The 20,069-nt window shown below is 43.4% G+C and carries 18 protein-coding genes; 7 read left to right on the top strand and 11 right to left on the bottom strand.

Features of this window, described 5'->3' with window-relative positions:
* Window positions 1-346 precede the first annotated feature (346 nt).
* Window positions 347-1,597, top strand: coding sequence for an SEFIR domain-containing protein (locus tag GK091_RS27125; RefSeq protein WP_164043884.1), 1,251 nt, complete (start codon window positions 347-349; stop codon window positions 1,595-1,597).
* Between the two features lie 85 nt (window positions 1,598-1,682).
* Window positions 1,683-2,666: a hypothetical protein gene (locus tag GK091_RS27120; RefSeq protein ID WP_164043883.1), complete on the top strand. Its 984-nt coding sequence runs from the start codon at window positions 1,683-1,685 to the stop codon at window positions 2,664-2,666.
* Between the two features lie 37 nt (window positions 2,667-2,703).
* Here the strand turns inward: GK091_RS27120 and GK091_RS27115 are convergent, their stop codons facing one another.
* The 7 genes from GK091_RS27115 to GK091_RS27085 all read right to left on the bottom strand — a co-directional run bounded on the left by GK091_RS27115 (window position 2,704) and on the right by GK091_RS27085 (window position 6,870).
* On the bottom strand, window positions 2,704-3,078 hold the full coding sequence (locus GK091_RS27115; protein ID WP_164043882.1) for a hypothetical protein: 375 nt from the start codon (window positions 3,076-3,078) through the stop codon (window positions 2,704-2,706).
* 189 nt (window positions 3,079-3,267) lie between these two features.
* Entirely contained in the window at window positions 3,268-3,948 is a 681-nt protein-coding gene (locus GK091_RS27110) for a recombinase family protein (protein ID WP_164043881.1), read from the bottom strand.
* A 246-nt stretch (window positions 3,949-4,194) separates the two neighbouring features.
* The gene (locus GK091_RS27105) at window positions 4,195-4,386 is read right to left on the bottom strand and encodes a hypothetical protein (protein ID WP_164043880.1); all 192 of its coding nucleotides are present in this window, start codon (window positions 4,384-4,386) and stop codon (window positions 4,195-4,197) included.
* A 259-nt stretch (window positions 4,387-4,645) separates the two neighbouring features.
* Entirely contained in the window at window positions 4,646-4,825 is a 180-nt protein-coding gene (locus GK091_RS27100; RefSeq protein ID WP_164043879.1) for a hypothetical protein, read from the bottom strand.
* An 85-nt stretch (window positions 4,826-4,910) separates the two neighbouring features.
* The gene (locus GK091_RS27095; protein WP_164043878.1) at window positions 4,911-5,114 is read right to left on the bottom strand and encodes a hypothetical protein; all 204 of its coding nucleotides are present in this window, start codon (window positions 5,112-5,114) and stop codon (window positions 4,911-4,913) included.
* A gap of 18 nt (window positions 5,115-5,132) precedes the next feature.
* Window positions 5,133-6,416 (bottom strand): Y-family DNA polymerase, encoded by a 1,284-nt coding sequence (locus GK091_RS27090; RefSeq protein ID WP_164043877.1) that lies wholly within the window; start codon window positions 6,414-6,416, stop codon window positions 5,133-5,135.
* The gene (locus GK091_RS27085) at window positions 6,391-6,870 is read right to left on the bottom strand and encodes a LexA family protein (protein ID WP_164043876.1); all 480 of its coding nucleotides are present in this window, start codon (window positions 6,868-6,870) and stop codon (window positions 6,391-6,393) included. Before GK091_RS27085 ends, GK091_RS27090 begins: the two co-directional genes overlap by 26 nt.
* Before the next feature lie 113 nt (window positions 6,871-6,983).
* On the opposite strand from GK091_RS27085, the gene GK091_RS27080 reads away from it, so the two are divergent.
* On the top strand, window positions 6,984-7,283 hold the full coding sequence (locus tag GK091_RS27080; RefSeq protein WP_164043875.1) for a hypothetical protein: 300 nt from the start codon (window positions 6,984-6,986) through the stop codon (window positions 7,281-7,283).
* Window positions 7,284-7,384: 101 nt separating this feature from the next.
* Here the strand turns inward: GK091_RS27080 and GK091_RS27075 are convergent, their stop codons facing one another.
* Together GK091_RS27075 and GK091_RS27070 are read right to left on the bottom strand one after the other, a co-directional pair.
* Complete coding sequence (locus tag GK091_RS27075) at window positions 7,385-7,696, bottom strand: hypothetical protein (RefSeq protein ID WP_164043874.1); 312 nt, start codon at window positions 7,694-7,696, stop codon at window positions 7,385-7,387.
* Between the two features lie 95 nt (window positions 7,697-7,791).
* Entirely contained in the window at window positions 7,792-8,520 is a 729-nt protein-coding gene (locus GK091_RS27070) for a hypothetical protein (protein ID WP_164043873.1), read from the bottom strand.
* A gap of 619 nt (window positions 8,521-9,139) precedes the next feature.
* On the opposite strand from GK091_RS27070, the gene GK091_RS27065 reads away from it, so the two are divergent.
* A complete protein-coding gene (locus tag GK091_RS27065; protein ID WP_164043872.1) occupies window positions 9,140-10,252 on the top strand; it encodes a replication initiation protein in 1,113 nt (370 codons plus the stop codon).
* Between the two features lie 614 nt (window positions 10,253-10,866).
* Here the strand turns inward: GK091_RS27065 and GK091_RS27060 are convergent.
* Both GK091_RS27060 and GK091_RS27055 read right to left on the bottom strand, forming a co-directional pair.
* Complete coding sequence (locus GK091_RS27060) at window positions 10,867-11,571, bottom strand: LytR/AlgR family response regulator transcription factor (protein ID WP_164043871.1); 705 nt, start codon at window positions 11,569-11,571, stop codon at window positions 10,867-10,869.
* Window positions 11,572-12,606, bottom strand: coding sequence for a sensor histidine kinase (locus tag GK091_RS27055; RefSeq protein WP_164043870.1), 1,035 nt, complete (start codon window positions 12,604-12,606; stop codon window positions 11,572-11,574).
* A gap of 205 nt (window positions 12,607-12,811) precedes the next feature.
* Between GK091_RS27055 and GK091_RS27050 the strand changes: the two genes are divergently transcribed.
* The 3 genes from GK091_RS27050 to GK091_RS27040 all read left to right on the top strand — a co-directional run.
* A complete protein-coding gene (locus GK091_RS27050) occupies window positions 12,812-13,696 on the top strand; it encodes an ABC transporter ATP-binding protein (protein ID WP_164043869.1) in 885 nt (294 codons plus the stop codon).
* 202 nt (window positions 13,697-13,898) lie between these two features.
* Window positions 13,899-17,324, top strand: coding sequence for an ABC transporter permease/M1 family aminopeptidase (locus GK091_RS27045; RefSeq protein ID WP_164043868.1), 3,426 nt, complete (start codon window positions 13,899-13,901; stop codon window positions 17,322-17,324).
* A 286-nt stretch (window positions 17,325-17,610) separates the two neighbouring features.
* On the top strand, window positions 17,611-20,069 hold a 2,459-nt coding region (locus GK091_RS27040), incomplete at its 3' end, for an ABC transporter permease (protein ID WP_164043867.1).

The following is a 20,069-nucleotide window of genomic DNA, read 5'->3' as shown; positions in this document are numbered from 1 at the left end:
CCAGAGATTGCGCAGTTATATACATTCGAGTAATATATAAATTATTTCATATGATACATAATTAAAAGATGATAATGTCTTCAATATGCTTTGTAGGGAAGCGTCCAATGATAAGCACCAGGGCCTTAAAATGTATGTAGTTAGTAGCACTTTGTCAAATTACATGTCATTGTAAATCAGTGTCATATGGATTTTTGCGAATAACTTAGGCATCCACAAGTTTATGTTAGCTTAAAATAGTTAAATGAACGCGGCTGAAGTTCCTGATAAGTACTGAGTATTTAGAGTACTTTTGCAAAGTTGAAAGTAAGTTACGCTTTTGTAAAAGTGTAAAACATAGCATTTTATGAATAAAGAGGAGATTATATATTTGATTTTGGAAGAACTTAATAAAAAAATCTCTCCAGTGGAATTCGGAAAATTCTTTTTAGAAGCAGGACAAGGCTTTGGAATTGACAATTTCAGAAACTTTCTGGACGAACTTCATCAAGAAGGGCTGGTCACAAAGCTTGAAAAGCCTGGGGAATATATACCAATTATAGGAAGGAGCGCACTGGATTTACGTTATGGGATAAGTATTGCTGGAACACAATATTTAAAAAGTCAAAAAATGGAAGAAGCTAAAATGCATAAAAATAATTCTGACAGGATTACCGTATTTGTAACATATAGCTGGGATAATGATGAGCATAACGATAAAGTACTTTCTTTTACAAACTTTCTTAGAGACAATGGTTTCGAAGCAGAAGTTGATAAGATGCTGATTCAAAATGAATCAGCAAAAGATTTTAATGTAATGATGCATAAAGGAATGACTGATTACAAAAAAGTAGTAGTTATTCTTTCTTCAGGATATAAGGCGAAAGCAGAAGAATTTAGGGGAGGAGTAGGAAATGAATTTTCATTGATATTAAAAGATATTCAAAATAACCCTAATAAGTATATCCTAGTTTCATTTGAAGGTTATAAGGATGAACTAATTCCATTATTTTTCAAAGGTAGAGAAATAATAAATTTAAGTGAGAATAATGAAAATGAGAAGCAGAAATTATTTGCAAAGTTATTAGATAAAAAATTATATGAATTTTCAGCTGTAGCTGATGTATTACCAGTAGTTACTGCTAAGAAAACAAATTCATTATTTTCAGAAAACTCGAATCCGATTGAAGATATTAAGTTGCAAATAAGAGAAGATAATTCTTCCTATTTTGCACAACTAATTAAGAATATTGAGTTTCAGCCTAGATTAACTTTTAAAAATTCAAGTAAGAGCCCCATTAATGAATATAGCATAGAGATTTATTACCCAAGAGGTACAATTTCGTTTGAAGTAAATGGGCGAGTTGAAGGGGAATATATAGTAGTAACATTAGACGAAACTACAAGATTATTTCCGCAACAAATAAAATCAATTATCCTTAATAATTTTACTCTTAGAAATTACACTATTGATCAAGTGATTGATAAATCTATCATTGTGAAAATTTACACTGACGAAGGAATATCGGAAAAATCCTTTCCAATCAAGGAATTTACAATAAAGAATTCATTTATAGGTGAACACAAAATCGATACAAAACTATTCCTAAAGGAGTAGATAATAAACTGATAGAAGTGTGTACATTTTATTTGGAAAAATTGTATACGTTTTGTTATAGTGAGTTTAAATATCTAAAAAGGACATGAAGAAATATATTTATTATCCAAATTTTGAACCACCTACTAATGAGTGGCTCAAATTTGCAGTTTTATATTTAGATAAATTTGAAAGTATTGTACCCTATTATAGACAACATCTGATCAGTGAAGAATATCGAAGATTAGCAAACGAAACAGATTTGGTTGGACTATTTTCTCCAGAATATTCACAGGGAGATAGGGCATCAATCAAAGCAATTATTGAAGCTGAAAGATTTTTGAGAAATTCTCACCAAATTAGTTCTCTGTTCAATAGAGTAAATATAAATAGGGATTGGAAAAATCCAGCTACGTGGGATTATCAGATATATGGCGAGAAATACTCTTTTTCTTGGGGTGAATTTTGTGAACAAGAAAAAATAGGCAAATTAAATGACGATGGCATCCTCCTACCCAAAAGCCTTGCTTTTATATACATGACACATTTGGCAAAGGAGATTGCGTTCGATAGAGATGGAAATATAATCACTGATAACTTAGAATATGATAGTTATACCAGCTATTCAAGAATTAAGTCGACAAATTCCAATATAAGAGATAAATTCATGAGAGGGATAATTAATATTATAGTTCCTAAAAACTTAAATTCAATAAGTTTTAATAAACTCATTGAATTTAGAAATAATAATCGAGAATTGATTAGCGCTTTTAATTCACAAATTAATATTATTGAAAGTTCTATAAGTAATGGTTTAACAGAACAACAATTTATTGACAACTATACTAGCACTTTTAATGATATAACAAAAGAAGTTATAAAACTAGGGGTTGATATGGTTACAATTCCACTTGCTTTTTATACTTTAATTCAAAATTCAGCGGCATTAACTCAAGAGTATATAAAGGAAATTCTAGCAGGATTAGGGATAATTGGAGGAGGCTATTTCGGAGTTAGAAAGTCACTTTATGACAAGAGAGAAGAAAGGCTATGTAAAAAATATCTTACTAGATTAAGCCATTTAAGTTAAATGCATAAGTAGCTTATTTTCTAAATGTATTTTGCGCTTATCTATTGTATCCGAAATTAATATCATAGGTGATAGATACATTATTGCTTCCCCATTCAGAAAACTTTCTCTCCACTATTTGATATAACCATTTTGTTTCAATTACATCATTGATCATAGGAGGAACACCGGCTATGATTAAGTTTTTTATTAAATTAAAGAGCAAAATCATTTCATCCATAGCCTTTTCATCTGTTAAAGAATCTAACATAAATAAAAAATCAATAGGCTTACATACAACAATCTGTAGATAAAGGTTTGGTTTAGTAAATCCCTTTACCTTAGCGGCATAAAAAGTATTATTTTCTTCGGTCAAAACTCTCAAATGCACGTTTATTTCATTTTTCTCGACATTTAAGTTGCGATCATTCATACTTGATTATAGTTGCCTTAAGTTGAATAATTTTGTCAACCTAAGAATAAGATATTCTGAATTGAAAACATCTTTAATAGGGGTTTAACAGAATCTTACTTAATTATTACGGCAAGCAGTTTTAAAAGAGTTTGTATTGTACTTTATGTAAGTATTAGTTTTCGCCTTTTCACTTAAAATATATTAAGATTAAAAACTAGAGGGGGAGTCTAACAACTCGATTACTCGCTGAACCTGCATGACATGAAAAGGCTTACCACGCCGAGTGCGAAATCCGTTACTGTTTAGCGTCTCAGCAATCTGACTCCAGTTCTGCCCAGCTTGCCGTAAGGAGCGGGCTAGTGTTGCTGCTCGTCGATTATTTTCATCTTGGCGGGCATTAGCTTGGCGAACATGACGACTCTTCAGAATGGCGGCTGCATCCAGGTTGGCGGGTGTCCCCAGCTGAGCACCCTGTCGCTTTTTCTCAGCTAGCGCTTTGCGCGTACGCTCACCGATTAACTCTCGTTCGTACTGAGCCATAGTGGCCATAACACCTATGGTGAGCGTATTGGCCTCAGGCATATCGGCACACACGAATTCTATGCCCGAATCCCTCAATGTAAAAATAAAGGCCACGTTCCGAGTTAGACGGTCCAGCTTGGCAATTAATAGGACTGCCCGTTGCTCTTTACAGTACGCGATGGCAGCTAGTAATTGAGGCCGGTCATTTTTCTTCCCTGACTCAACATCGGTAAATTCGCCTACCAGCACTCCGTTACCACCCAGATAGGTATTGACAGCTGAGCGTTGGGCTTCCAGGCCCAGGCCACTTCGTCCCTGTTTCTGAGTTGACACCCGGAAGTAGCCTACATAGGGTCGCTGCATCATTTGAGTTGTATTTAGACAATTTGTGTCCGAATCAATGTTCCACGGCACAAACGCCAAGCATTTACGGTAAAGGTACTCGGATTTAACATTTAACAAACGCTCGTTTAATAAATGTTAAATCCACTAGTCGACATTTTATAAGCTGTTATAAGGATAGTCAAATCGATTAATTTATAAGTCAGGCTACTTTTTAATAGCAATGAAGGGGGAGGGTGCGGGGAAGGATATGTTAATGTAGAAGGAGATTTAACTGGGCCACTTTTCTAAGCCAGCGGCAATGCGCAAGGCTCGTTGGACATCTTCCCAATAGTAGCCACTGTCATAACCCGTTGACAACCGATCACAGATCGTCAGAAAATCATTAGCGGCATCAAACCGTATTTTCTCAGGAACTGGTTGCTCGGGTTGAGCCGGGAGTTGATCAGACACGCCTTCCATGTCAGAAATAATTAGTAGTAAAGAATACGAAAAAGCCCCACGGGTCGTACCAATGGGGCTGAAATAACGTAACAGATCTAAAACGTCTGTTTAAGCTTTTTATTGTGTATCCAGAAACAGGAGAGACCTTATTTAGCACTTTATTTCTACCCGCTCGTTTGCTAACCTGGTTCACTTCATAGGGAGGGTTCTTTTCCTGAAGGCCAGTCGGACTGTTATCGATGAGGCCGAAAAAAGGATCGGATTGAAATCACTTCAGTTAATCTGCAGCCAAGGGTGGATTATACGTACCCGAAACTAACTCTGTATTACAGGCGTCAATCCCTTCTTTCAATTCCGATATCGCCCGCTTATTTTCCGGCAAATCGGCTAAATCAGTCAAGGCGGTCTGCAGGGCGATCTTCCGGGCCCAAACCTCTTTAATTTGTTCTTGTGTCATGGTCATCTTTGTGCGTTGTTTGATTGCTGCATGGATTCCAATCAAGGGTAGCTAGCTAGATTACCCGTATTGATTTTGTCAATGGCTATACTTGTTGTTTATCGGCCAACTTCTTCACATCCTCAGGGTTGACGAGTTTTGAGCTCTGGCATTTGTCCCCATCAGGCTGGACTTTAAGTTTGCCCGATGACATCCACCCAACCACGGTGGCTTTGTACGATTTACGCGTAATGCCATTTTTGAGGGGTGTGACCATCACTCGATCCCCCGGCGCAATGACTCGGTTCATAATTATGTCAAGGTAAGCTTACTTTGCCTCCAATATATCTTCCCAACGGGTCGTAGGTCGTTTGCTGAGATACTTTTGCTTCATTGGCCAATCGGGGTTGTATTGCTGACTCGCTAGCCTGAGTTTGTCCTGACCGTAACGCCGGTTTACTTTGTCAACCACCGAAGAAAGCGCGATTAGTTTCTCATTCGGCCCTTCGACGAATACGCCCTTTTGCCGGTAATCACCAGGCACTAGATCCGACAGCATAATGCCCACTTTGAGGTAGTTATAGCCAAAGCGAAAGATGGCTTTAAGCCCTGATTCAGCGTATTTGAGTAGCTCCGTTGTTGAGTTGGTGGGATGAGGCAAAACAAGGGTAATGCTGCCCGCGTACTGCTTGGCAGGGAGACCATTACCGGGTGTTCTACGGAACCGATCGGTGTGCAGAAACACAGTAATTGCTCCACATAATGAATCCTGTTTGCGGAGCTTCTCGCAACTTCGGGAAAGGTGAGTCGTCAGGGCATCGGTGATGATGGCCAGATCCGGAATGAGCTTCCCAAAGCTCGGCGCTGCACAAATCGTTTTCTTGGCAGGTGGGCTAACGGCCAATAATTTGCAGGGAAGGCCCCGTAATTCATGCACGAGCCTGAGGCCGTTTACGGTCATCGCCTGTCGTATCCATTCATTATTCACCTCTCTAAGCTGATAGGCCGTGCGAATGCCTTCTTTTTTTAGCTTGCTAGCCAACCGGCTCCCAACGCCCCATAAATCCTCAACCGGGAAGCCCCACAATGCCTCCTCTATCGCTTCGGGGGTATCGAGTACGCAAACGCCGTTTAGTTCCGGTGTTTTCTTGGCCAGTCGGTTGGCTAGTTTGGCAAGCGTTTTGGTTGGTCCAAAACCCACGCAGACGGGGAGCCTCAGCCATTGGTCCACCTTCTCTCGGATAGCGGCTCCCAGGTCCTGATAGGTCGGGTATAAGCCTACATATTCCTCAATCCATAGGAATGCTTCATCAATCGAATACACCTCCACATCGGGCGCAAACTGCGTCAGAACGCTCATAAGTCTTGCCGAAGTGTCACCGTAAAGCTCATACGCCGAAGAGAACACAACGATATCATGCTGCTCTCGAAGCTCCTTTGTTTCAAAAAAAGGTTGAGCCATTTTTATCCCCAAGGCCTTGGCTTCATTCGAACGGGCTATTACATTTCCGTCTCTATTACTGAGCACAATAATCGGTTTACCCTCTAGCGTAGGGTCAAAGCTTCGGTGGGCTGAGCAGTAAAAATTATTCCCATCCACTAAGGCGTACATACTTGGGCGGTTTAGACACAATGAACGTTACGACACCTAGCACCCGAAACTGATCCTTACCCAGATGAACGTAGATCGGCGGGTACTTCTCATTGCTGGATTCGAGCATGATCATATGCCCTTTGCGGACGAATCGCTTCACGCAGCATTCCCCGTTGACCCAGGCTACCACGACACTCCCCGAAAAAACCAGCTTCACCGAATCCACGACCAGAATTGAGCCTGGATAGATATAGTCGGGTGTCATGCTCTCCCCTACTGCCTTGACGAAGTACGTGCAATCCGGATGCACCACGCATAGCTCATCCAAACTCAGTTTTTCGCGGATGTAGTTCTCCGCTGGCGAGGGAAACCCGGCCGGTACCAGCGCATCAAAAAATGGCAGCCGTTTACGCCGGGCGGGATTAACCAGGTAGATATTTTCGGGTGGAATGCGGTCTAAGGTATCAATCATGGGCGGTAGGTGAATAAGGCAACAAACCACTATATTATACTTTTGTTATATGTATTGCAACTATTACACATCCAGCATCATATTGGCTACCTACTTTTCGTTATAGTATTCCTATGTCAGATGAAGCAATTGCCCTGAATGCTTTAGCCGTTCGACGGCTGGTTTTTGTGGATGATGTGACGTTTCCTACCAATGTCCCCCTGATTTTTGTGGAGCTGTCCCCCAGGCTGGTGTCCATTCTGCCGGTCGAATACCACGCCCTGCAACTACTGCGGGAAAGTTTCACGGTAACGAATGTGCTAGCTCGTTATGAACGTTATGTCGAGAAACTAAAGCGGCATGGGCAGGAAGACGCCATCGAGGTGGCCGAGGAAATGCTACGAATTGCTACTATCCAAGCTACCAGACTGTAAGAGGTATGGACAATGATGGGTCGCATTGGGGATGAATGGCTGAGTTGCCATCGGACCGTACTGCGCCGAAGTAGAGTCGCGCCGAAACCTCAGCGTTTACATTAATTGAGATGTACTTGCTTTACAGCATGGAGTTGGTTGGTTAACTCCTCTAGTTGGTGGGCTTGCCGTTGAATCATGGCCCACTGCTCTTTGACCAACTGTTCCTGCTCTCGTAGCGATTGGATGTATCCGCTTCGTTCAGCCTCCAGTCGCTCTAATTGCTCGGCAAATGTCTTCTTTTCAATCTGCTGCCTCTGGCGAAGCGCTGTATTTCTGGCTGCCACGTAGGCTACGATGTTCACCAATATGAAGGCCACCCACTTATCATGGGAGGGCATATGGCTCAGGAAGTAAGTCAAAAACTCGTGCATGGCTAATCCATCGTGAAAAGGTTCTCAAAGCGTAGGTTATTGATCAACGGCTATGAAACCCAGCTATCAATTTTAAACGTAATTCTTGTTTGTTCTCAAACCTGCCGAAGATAGAGGGTTGTAATACCTTGTCGGAGTTGAATAGGGTAGTTTTTCAACTCCCGGTCAATTAATTTATGATCGTGGGGCACCGCTTCATTGATGTATTCGGGATCAATGAAGATGATGTTGAGCCGTTCATGCACTTCATGGCCAACTCGCTCGGTGTGCTTGAGCAAATGCTCACTGGAAGTGGTCGTTTTCATCGTGGCCAGATCATCAAAATAGCGGTAGGTGCAATACCAGTAGTAGTATTTGTGGTGATAATTGGAAAAGCAGGCCTGGTAGGCATCGGGTTGCTCCCGCACGGTACGCAGCAATTCGTCGGTTTCTCTGAGTTCTTTCAACTGACTTACGCTGAGCTGCTCCATCAGAGATCGGTTTAGCAACTCATCGCGGTAATTCTTGATGTGCTGCACCACATCCCCATGAGTAACACTTCGTTCAATGGAGTACTTATGCTTGTAAAAAAAGGAAAGGGAAATGGCTGGCTTGTCATAATTGACGAGTTTCAGGTTCTTCAGCGGTTTACCAGGCCGGTTGTAGGCTTGGTACTGCTTCATATATTGCATGGGAATAAAGTAGTATTCTAATTGGGGATCAGTCGGGGGCGGATTGCTAATCTGGTTGATTCCGGGAGACAGGGTAACCGCCTGGGTTTTCAGGACTGTACGCAGGCCATCGAGTGGCGCTTCGTCATTGCGTTTGGCGGGTTTTCTGGGCATTATTACAAGTTCTAAATGTTGGCGCTTTATTTACTATAAAAGTAAATAAGTAATTCTACTTTTGCAAAAACCCTTTTCCCCTTTTACACCAAATTTTTCGATTGATCCATTATCCTTTTTATCAATATTTATTTTGATTGATTTAGTAGCTGTCTAACAGTTTGATCATCAGTCATTTACAGCCAAAAAAAAGAGGTTTGTAAGGAACGAAAAAGAGGTTTGTAGGGACATGTATTGTTAAAAAAAGAGGTTTGTAAGGAACGAAAAAGAGGTTTGTAGGGACAATAAAAGAGATTTGTAGGGCATTGAAATTCAAAAGAGAGGTTTGTAGGGTAATGGCAATTTTAGGATAAAACCTGCCAGATTTGGCCTAAAATTGACTCGATACCAAGAGATTTGCCTAGTTATTGTCGGACAAAAAAGAGGTTTATAGGGTGCTGACTAAGGTGTTATTTCCTGCATAACTTGTTGTTATTCAGCTAAGTTGTACTTATATCCATCGTACAGTCATTAGACTCTTTTTAATAAAAAACTTTGTTTTAAAAACAGAGTTTGTTTTAAAAAGCTCTGTTTTGTATGTTTGACAAGTTATCTTCTGTTAACCTATCCCCTTCGCTTTATGGAATTAGACGTAAAATCTAAACAGAAAGCATTGCTCTTTCACAAGCGTCCTACCAATTATCAACCCAATGTATTTACTGAATCAAAACAGGAGTTCACGGAGTTGGAGAAGAATATAGTGACCCTGGTTATTAATCAGATAGGCCACATGTCTTTGAAAGGGGAAATTAAGCCAAATGTTAACTTAGTTTTTCATATACCATTTGCTGAACTAACAAAGAAAAATCACTCGGTTATAGCCGATGCAGCGCTTACACTTCAATCGAAGCGGCTTATTTACCGAAACGATAAGACCGAGCAATTAGATGCTATTACTCCATTTCCTCGGGTGAAGTTTGATACCCTCGACGGTAAAAAGATTATTGAAGTAACCATGTTTGCGGATGTGGTTCCCCATTTTTCCGAATTAGGGAAGCGGTACACTAAATACGAATGTGACATAATGCTGTCGCTCAGTTCCGTATATGCGAAGCGTATGTTTGATATTGTTAGTATGTATCAGTGCAGGGGACAATTTCAATTTAATTACCAAGTAGAACACCTCATGGAGATGCTAAACTGTCCGGAGGGATATACGTTTAATGATTTTAGGAGAAACGCTCTATTAGTGGCTCAGCGTCAACTTTTGGAAAAGGCCAATATTGTGCTTGAATGGATGCCGGCCAAAAAAATTGGGAAGAACATCGTTGAGCTTGACTTCATTATTAAAACCCAGCTGCAAATAGCTTCTGAGGGGGTAAAACAGGATCAACAGACTGTCAATAATATGTCAATCAATGAAGCCTATACAACGGCTTGGCAGTTGATGAAAGGTTATAAATTGAAGGGCTTTCAAAAAGATCGTATTTTGTCTGATCATAGCCTGCTGGATACCTTTTTCCGAATTGATTCTGAATTAGCTAATGGTGTTCGCCAAAATGTCAAGAATCCAACGGCTTATCTGGTTAAATCTCTTGGTATCGATCAGTTGAAAGACCCCAAACCCAAGACCAAATCTGAGGCTAAAACAGCTCCATCAACGCTTTCACTTTTCCCTCAGGGACCAACCCTCCGAAGTGGGTCAGTCAAATCCATAGGTGCCATTTTTGGGGATATGATTATGAACGAATAACGCAATTACGAAAACAATTGTAGAAAAAATAGTGGTCTTTAATACAATTAGAGTATTCTAGTAATATTGTAGTCGATCAGTATTTAAGTAAATGTGAAATCTTTGTAAACTTGTAAATTAGTTTATCATTTTACTTGTCAACTTCTTTACTATTTTACAAGTCTACAAAACGATTAGAATTTTAAAATCTATTTATATTAGGAGATCTTGTTGCAAACTGGTCGCAATGGCCAGTACATAGTGGAAATTATCGTTGCATAGATGTTATGTCCTAAAATAGGGCATAACCAAATAAAAAGGCCGGGCCGTCGTTACGGCAAATCATTCATTCGTGCCTAAAATCCCAGAAAAATTAAATTTATTGAGTTAATAAACGTCTCACAAACTCAGCTAAAATGTGAGATTTTGAGTATGATTTGTGAGATAACAATTTGAGAAAGAAACTTATACAGAATGACTTTGCCATGACAATTACTGTACCAATCGCTTAAAATGGGCGTTTTTTGCTACTCCTCTATGACCCGCCGTGAATACCTGTCGAGTGAAGACAGCACCCGTTTTGATGCGCTCGCAGTAATTTGGATAATTAAAAATACAAGCCTATTAAGTAGTAACTACAAGCCCAATTTTTTAAATAACTCATCCCGATAATTTTTTCCAATAGGAATTTCCTGTTCACCAATAAATACTCTATTTCCCTCGATGCGCCTGACCTTTGATTTATTAATAATAAATGATCGATGCACCTTGACGAATTGAGTGGCAGGCAGTTGCTGCTCTAAGCTGGAGAATGACATAGCTGGTGTTAATGGTTTATCGGTGGTGATGATCTTCGTATAATTGCCATTCGCCTCGGCAAATAGCAATTCGTCATGGTTTATCCTGTATAGCTTGCCTTCCGTTTTTATAAAAAGATGATCGTCTGCTTCCTTAGCTACCGGGTTATGGTTATTCAGGGAGCCGATGTTTTCCGTGGCTTTATCGACCGCCCTAATAAACCGTTCCAGCGAAAACGGCTTGACCAGGTAATCACAGACCGCTAAGTCGAATGCATTCACAGCGTACTCTTTATAAGCGGTGGTCATAATGACCTGTGGCCTGGTTTTTAGCGTTTGCAGAAAACCAATACCATCCAACACGGGCATGTGAATATCCAGAAACAGGATGGCAATGGCTTTTTCCTGCAACATCGTTTTTGCCTCGAAAGCGTTACCACAAACGGCCTCAATCCTGAGCTGCGGCAGGTAACCGCAATAGGTTACCAGAAGCTCCCTGGCTAACGGCTCGTCATCGACTAGAAGGCAGGTGAACTGATCCATTTAGTTTACTTTAAGGCTAAGTTCTACTTTAAATCGATTTTCAGTATGGGTTTGGTTTAGGGTGTATTCACCGGGGTAAAGCAAATCCAACCGTTTGATTACGTTGGCTATACCAAAGCCCGAATTGCGTTTATCCGTACGATCCTTCGCTCCGTTTTCACTGTAACTATTCGTCACATCGAAATAAATATGGTCATTTACAATTTTGCAATTGATACCGATTTGGATTTCACTCTCAAGCGTATTCCGGGAATGTTTAAACGCGTTTTCAACGAATACGACCAGCAGCATGGGGGCTATTTTCAAACCGGCGGGTGCATCCGGTAGAGAAACGTTGAGCGAAAGCCTGTCCGCGCTTCGGATGGTTTCCAGGTCGATGTAATTGCGGATATAGTCCAGTTCATCCTTTAACTGAACCAGGGGCTGATCGGCATCATAAACCGAATAACGCAGTAACTCTGACAGTTTCAGCAATAAAGCAGGCATCTGGTTTGGTCGGTTAATGGATAGGCTGTACATATTGTTGAGGGTATTAAACAAGAAATGCGGGCTTACCTGCGAACGCAAGAGGCTCAGCTCGCTTCCCTTTTTTTGTTCGGCAAGAATGAGCCCATTCATCTTTTCCCGGATTGCGCTCCTGATCACCGCCAAAAAAAAGCCACCAAAGAGCAATAGGAAGGTCACCACCGTACTATTTATACCCGATTCGATGATATGATTTAACGGCAGATTCGGTTCAAAAAAATAAATGTAAACTCCAAGTCCGAGCCCGCCAAGCCCTATCAGGGCAACGATAAGCATCATCACCAGGCCAACCCACTGTCCAGTAAGCAACCAGTTGCGGCACAGCCATCGGCCCGTGTAAACGCAAGCGATAACCCAGCCATAGCTCATGAATGCGCCCGGCGCATAACGCCCGTTGCGGCTGATGGAAAGCACAAAGACCAATAGAATTAATAAAGCCAGGAAAACCAACAGGTGTATCCTTTTGCCTTTTTCAAAAAATACGTCGAAGTAGTTGGCCGGTAATTTCATACGGCAAATATCCGGGTATAGTCATGAACTACAGCCTATCACGGACCAACGAATGGCACGACAGGTCATATGGCCGTAAACGGCTGACAAACGATCTGGTCAGGACAGAACAACTGTTCGTCAGCGTATTCGGGTTGTCCGACCGGTTAGTTCTTCTTTCCCACTTCGCTCCGCCATTTTTGACCCATAGTCAAGAAAAGTAGCGATGAAATTAGTGATCGACAATTTATCTAAAACCTATCCCAACGGCGTTCGTGCCCTTACGAACGTTTCACTACGTCTTACCAACGGGCTATTTGGCTTATTGGGCCCAAACGGCGCGGGGAAGTCATCCTTAATGCGCACGATTGCTACGCTACAGGAAGCGGATACCGGCCGTATATTTCTGGATGACCTGGATGTATTAACGAACAAGACTGAAGTGCGGCAACTACTGGGCTACCTGCCCCAGGATTTCGGCGTTTACCCTACCCTATCCGCCGAACGTTTATTAGATCATATCGCGCAAGTAAAGGGCGTGGGAAATAAGACCGAACGCCGGGCCTTAGTGGAAGCCTTGCTGGCACAGGTTAACCTGTTTGCTGATCGCAAAAAACAGCTTGGTACGTTTTCGGGCGGGATGAAACAGCGTTTCGGTATCGCACAGGCATTGATCGGCGATCCAAAACTGATCATTGTTGACGAACCAACCGCCGGACTTGACCCAACGGAGCGCAACCGTTTTTATAACCTGCTCAGCAGCCTGGGCGACAATACAATCGTGATCCTTTCGACCCATATTGTCGAAGATGTCAGTACACTTTGTTCCCGGTTCGCGATCATCAGCCGGGGTGAGGTACTCTACTCGGGCGAACCGGGTGAAGCTATTAAAGCTCTAACCGGTAAGATCTATAGCAAAGCCATTCCAACGGCTGAACTCGACCAGTATCAGACGAAGTACGACGTAATTTCAACCCAATTAAAAACAGGTAAACTGCATATACGGATAATGGCCGAACAAGAAGCAGGGAACGGATTTATCCCGGTTGAAGCCAGCCTGGAAGATGTTTATTTCTCCCAGATCATGAATCGGGCTACCCATGTTTACTAAATTATTTTGGTTCGAACTTCACATACAGTTCCGGCGGCCCGCTACGTATTTATATTTTGCCGCTGTACTGATTTTTAGCCTGGGCACGTTTGCTACCGGTTCTGTACCCTTATCGGAAAAAGAGCATATCAATGCGCCTTATGTACTCGCCTTATGGTGCGCGGCCATGAGTATGATCCTGGCCATGATCAGTTCATCGGTGATGGGTTTGCCGATCTACCGGGACATTGACTACCGCACGAAACAGTATTACCTTACGTATCCCATCAGCGAGGGCGGTTATTTCTGGGGACGATACCTTGGCGCTTTTAGTTGCCTGCTTTTTATCGCCAGTGGACTGATTATTGGCGCTTATGGGGGTACGCTGCTTGGCCCTGTCATGGGTTGGCGCTATGCCGAACAATACGGAACAAATGCGCCAGCTTACTACCTGCACCCATTTTTCACCATCGCCCTGCCGAATGTATTCTTTACGGCCTCCTTGTTTTACGGGCTGGTTTCATTAACGCGCAGTGTAAAAGTGATCTATGGGGGTGGGGTGCTTTTATTCCTGGGCTATTTTTTGTCTTTCTTTTTCCTGATGCATGACCACAGCGCAACGGTGGTAAACCTGGCTGACCCGTTTGCCATTAACGGGGTCATGCTGCAAGCCAATGAGGCGACCATTACTGAGAAAAATTCTTCTCCGATCGCCATCAGCGGGACGTTTTTAGCAAACAGGTTGCTATGGACAGCGATTGGTTTGGCCATCTTGTTTTTGGCTTATGGCCGGTTTAGCTTTGGCCGTTTTTTTAAGGAGCAAACAGCCAAAAAGCTCGTTGTTGACACCGCTTCAGCTACACCTGTATCATCCATCCCAAACGTTCATGTCAGTTTTAAAAACCCGTATAGCAGGCGCATAGTGGTAAGCCTGGTCAAAACAGAATGGCTGAATTTGGTTACCGATAATTATTTCTGGATCATTTTATCCAGTGGTGTCTTTTTTCTTTTGTTGACTTTTGGGATGGGTGTTTCCCCATTTGGCATACCCGAGTTGCCGCGTACGGTTTTGCTGTTTACTATTTTCAATGATACGTTTCCCTTTTATATTTTCATTTTCCTCCTGTTTTATACCGGCGAACTAGTGCATCGTGAGCGTGGCAGCGGATTTGCCGTCATTAACGATACCTTACCCCCATCGAACCGCATTTTAAACGCGGCTAAACTACTCACGTTACTTACACTGGGCATTAGTGTGGCCCTAATCCCGGTAATCTGCGGCTTAGGTGTGCAGATCGCCCAAGGGTTCTTCCAATTTCATTTCGGATTATATGCTACACAGGTTTTTGCGCTGTTGATACCCCGATTATTACAGATTGTCATCTTTTGTTATGTGGTGCATGTACTGGTTAATCAAAAATTTGTCGGTCATACCATCGGGTTACTGCTTTGGCTAGCGTTGTTTTTTTTAAATAAATCGGGCACACTGGATTATCACCTGCTGCTTTATGCCATTACTCCCACTTATCAATTGTCCGATATGGACGGACTAGGGCATATGGTAGTACCGGTAAGCTGGTTTAATACCTATTGGCTGCTGTTTGGCGGGCTGCTCATTACCCTTTCTGCTTTAGGCTATAATCGTGGAATAAGTAGTACGTTAAAAGACAGGTTCAGCTTGGCTACACAACGTTTTGATAAGACGACTAAACGCATAACCTTGGTTGTCTTAGCCGCTTTCCTGATTGTCGGTATCTTTATTTATTATAACGTAAGCTACCTGAACAATTACCTGACCCAACACGAGCAAACAGAACGTAAAGTACGTTTTGAAATTGCCTTAAAACAGTTTGCCGGACTGCCGCTGCCAAAAGTAACCCGGATCAGATCACAAGTTGACCTCTACCCAGATAAACAGCAAGCGTTGACCCATGCCTGGGTTACCATCCAAAATAAAACAAAGCAGCCAATTACCCAATTACTCGTCGATGGTGAGGAATTAACCGATTTTAGGATCAAAACCAGCGGGAAAGCAATCCCCTATACCTATCCCCTCTATTACCATCGCGGGCTATTTAATTTTTTCAGGCCAGAACGTGAACCGGCTGAATACCGGCTGTATCAGTTTGACCGGGCGCTGCTGCCGGGTGATTCTTTGCTGCTGGAAGTCCAATCCTCGCAGGGCTATTCTGGCTTCCGCAATGATACCTACGCCGAAACTATGCTGCATAACGGCACTTTTTTTCAAGGCGGATTGCCAAGCCTGGGTTATGATACTTTCGAGGAGCTGACCGATCCGTTTGAACGCCGAAGATACCATTTACCTAAAAAAATCGAGCCCGGTGCTATTCCGCAGGATGACCCTGCCGGACGGGCAACATTGAAAGCAGGCCCGACTATTGACTTATTAAAGCTGGACCTAACCGTTAGCACCTCCGCTGATCAAACGGCGCTCGCGCCCGGAACATTGGTTAAACACTGGAAGCAGAACGGCCGCAATTATTTTCAGTATACACAAACCGATCCGGGACTTTATATGCCCATCGGTATCCTATCGGCCCGCTATGCTGTTTTGCAGGATACGGTGCAATTGGATCACCCGGTGGAAATCGCTATTTATTATCATCCGCAACATGCCGCCAATATAAGCCGTTTCATGGCCGCCTATAAAGATGGGCTGCATTATTTCAGCCAGGCTTACGGGGATTACCCATTCAAGACTATCCGCCTGGCTGAGACCAATGTTTATCAAAACAAAATAACTTCGCTGGCTACGCTCGATGCCTATACAGAGGATTTTGCCTGGAACGCTCATTTCAGCGACCCGAACCAGTTCGATTATACATATTTCCGTACCGCCCGTACGTTGGCCCAGCAATGGTGGCGCTTCCAGGTAGCGCCCAATAATACGGTTGGCTCATTGATCATCTCCGAGGGGCTGGCTACTTATAGCGCGCTGGCCTTACTGGAAAAGGAGTACGGAGCAACTAATATGCGTGCTATCGTTTTGGATCAGTTGACTGATTACCATTACCGGAGAAGCCGGTTGAACGAACCCGAACAACCGCTGATGACGATGAACTTCCCAGAGCAAAGCGCTAAAGCCGGAGTGGTCCTGTATGGCTTAAAAAACTTAATCGGCGAGAAGAGTTTAAATGCCGCTTTGCGTGATTTTAAACAGGCTTATGCCTTTAAAAACAAACCGCCGTATGCCGGTGATCATGATCTTTACGATTATCTGCAAAAGCATGTGCCCGACTCCCTAAAATACTATTTAGCCGATAACTGGCTAAGGGTAACCGTGTATGATAATAAGATACTAGAGGCTAAAGCCATTCCGATTGACAAAAACGAATACCAGGTTATCTTTTCCGTGCATGTTGCCAAAACAGCGCTGGATAAAACCGGTAAAGAAGTATCTGCCCAAACAACAAATGATTACATAGATCTGGGTGTTTTCGCAAAGGACACCATTAATAAAGCCGGACAACGGCAAACGAATCCTTTATATGTAAATAAGTATAAGCTACAGGCGGGAGCGCATACGATTAGCGTCAAGGTAAAGGGCCGGCCGGAATTTGTGGGCATAGACCCCTATGCTAACTTACTGGACAGAAATGCCGGGAATAATTTGAAACGCTTAAACTGACATTCATTTTTTAAAGGCTGTTCTCAGGAGGGCAAGACAAGGTCATGTCCTTTTAAGAATTTAATCCCCTTCCATAATCTCAAAATACCCTATCGGCTAAGACGAAAGAGCCTCATGGCATTGCCTAAATTTTTGGGCATTAAAAGAGACAATAGTTTAGGCGATCACCCGAGCTATTGAGCGGTTCAACGTCAGCTTGCCAAGTCTGGAAGAAAATACGAGTTATGGATTTTGTCGCAAAATAACATCTATACGCATAGTCCTAAAACCATGACCGATCTGTACCATGATCCCTTCTCCGAATGGCAACCGCTTCGTTGGGCCAGCCGCTAAACTCAATCGCTTCACCAATAGCATGCTTAATAATTACGTCAAAAGTGCTTGGCGCAGTGTAAAGCGCCAGAAACTGGCTTTATTTATTAATCTGCTCGGATTGATCGTCAGTGTAACCAGTTGTGTGCTGATTATGCTGTATGTGCAGCATGAACTTAGTTATGATAATTACCACCTCAAGGCCAACCGCATTTTCCAGTTAACGACTCAATTGACCGTCGATGGAAAAGAAAGTCATACGGCTTGGGCTCCTAACTTTATTGGCCAGCAGCTAAAGGCCGACTATCCCGAGGTCGAAGAGGTCATTCGACTGCAAGCCAATCCTGGCCACGTTTCCTTTAAACTTGCCGCTCAGCCAACCCCTAAAGCGCCACGTGTAATTAGTCTGGATCAGGTGTACACCGTGTATGATCCAACCTTTTTGACCGTCTTTACCTATCCCCTGTTGACCGGTGATCCCAAAACGGCCTTAGTTCGCCCCGGATCGCTCGTCATGACGGAAGGGGTAGCCCGGCGATTGTTTGGTAACGACTGGAACCAAGGCAAAGGGGTCGTTGGTCAACTGCTCCAGTCAGGGGGCAATAGCTATCAGATCACAGGCGTGCTGCGCGACATCCCCTCCAACACCGATATGCCCTTCCAGGTACTGATTGCCCAAGAGCCTGGGAAACTAGAGAAGCAGGCGTGGTGTAGTAGCTACGTGTTGTTTAAACAGACCGCTAGTGGTAGCGACTTTTCCCAAAAACTGGCCCAAGTCGCTCAGCCCATTCAAGCGGACTTTGCCAAACGGGGTGGCCACATAACTTTTGTCTTAGAAAACCTGAGGGACATTCACTTGGGGGAATCTAAACTCTTTGATACACCCAAAGCCAATCAATCCTACTTACTGATCTTCTCGCTGGTAGCCGGGTTTCTGTTGCTGATTGCCTCCATCAATTATATCAATCTTTCTCTGGCTCAATCCGTTGGGCGAAGCCGGGAAGTGGGCGTTCGGAAAGCCATTGGAGCCGCTCGCTTCCAGGTGCTGATTCAATTTCTGGGCGAGTCTTTACTGTTGACCGGCCTAGCCATTGTGCTCTCGCTGCTACTGGTAACGCTGTTATTACCCGTTTATAACCAGATAACGGATATGCACTTCACGCTTTCCTCCTTGCTGACTTGGCCGGTGGGGGGCCTGCTGGGCGCTATTTTTGTCATCGTGGGTGTTCTAGCCGGGAGCTATCCCGCTTTCTACCTGGCTTCTTTTCAACCCGTAACGGCACTAAAGGGCAAACTTGGTGCGGGCAGCAAATCTGCCCGAGCACCAATCAGTCAGTTGCTAGTGGTGCTTCAGTTTACGATTTCGATTACCATCATCATTGGCACACTGGTCGTCTATAAGCAATTGCACTATCTGCAACAGAAGAATTTGGGCTTTCAAGGGGGACAGGTATTAGTGTTAGCTGTTCCTCAGGAAGCCGTTAATACTGGCACTATAGCCTCCTTACAAAAGGCACTATCCGGCTTAGCGTATGTACAGAGTGTAGCGCTAATCGGCTCCCATTCGCTACCTAGCCAGGAAATGAATCTGTCCGCGTTCAATCTGGAAAGAGACGGAAAAATGCTACCACTGCCCCAACGCTCCATCGACGTAGATGAAAACTACCTGACTGTATTGGGTATTCCTCTCCTCGCCGGTAGGAATTTCGTCGATGCCAGGGTGAGTAGCGATAAGGACGGTGAAGTAGTCCATGAGGTACTCGTCAATGAAGCATTGGTGAGCAAGATGGGGTGGAAAGTAGAAGCCGCCATCGGTAAGGGCATCAGTCAAGGCCCACTTGGCGCAGAAACATGGCGCGGGCGGGTGGTCGGGGTCGTCAAGAATTTCCATTTTCAGTCCCCCCAACAGCCAATCGAGCCGATGGTCTTGCAAAACAATGCCTGGCAAGGGCCGGAAAAAGTGCTGGTACGTTTATCCACCGGCGCGCTAAGGGATCAGCTTAACTTAGTCGAAAGCCAATGGAAACAAATCTTGCCGGATCATGCGTTTGAGGTTACGTTTCTGGATGCCACCTTTGCTCAGCAATACCGGCAAGAACAACGCCTGGTTAGGATCTTTACCTATTTCAGTCTGCTAACGATTGTCGTAGCCTGCTTGGGTTTATTCGGTCTGTCTTCTTTTGCCACCGCTCAGCGAACTAAGGAAATAGGGGTTCGTAAAGTAATGGGTGCTCCCTCGTATAGCCTAATCTACCTGCTATCGAGGCAATTTATGGTGTTAGTTGGCTTGTCCATTCTATTAGCGAGTCCACTGGCTTGGTTTACGATGCAGCGCTGGTTACAGGATTTTGCCTACCATATTTCGATTGGCCCTGGCGAATTTGTACTGGCTGGCATCATAGCCTTTTTGATTGCTAGTCTAACCACGAGCTA

It is taken from the genome of Spirosoma agri (assembly GCF_010747415.1).
GTDB lineage: Bacteria > Bacteroidota > Bacteroidia > Cytophagales > Spirosomataceae > Spirosoma > Spirosoma agri.
The sequence above is the reverse complement of the archived record's forward strand: the minus strand, read 5'-3'. Positions and strand labels throughout refer to the sequence as shown.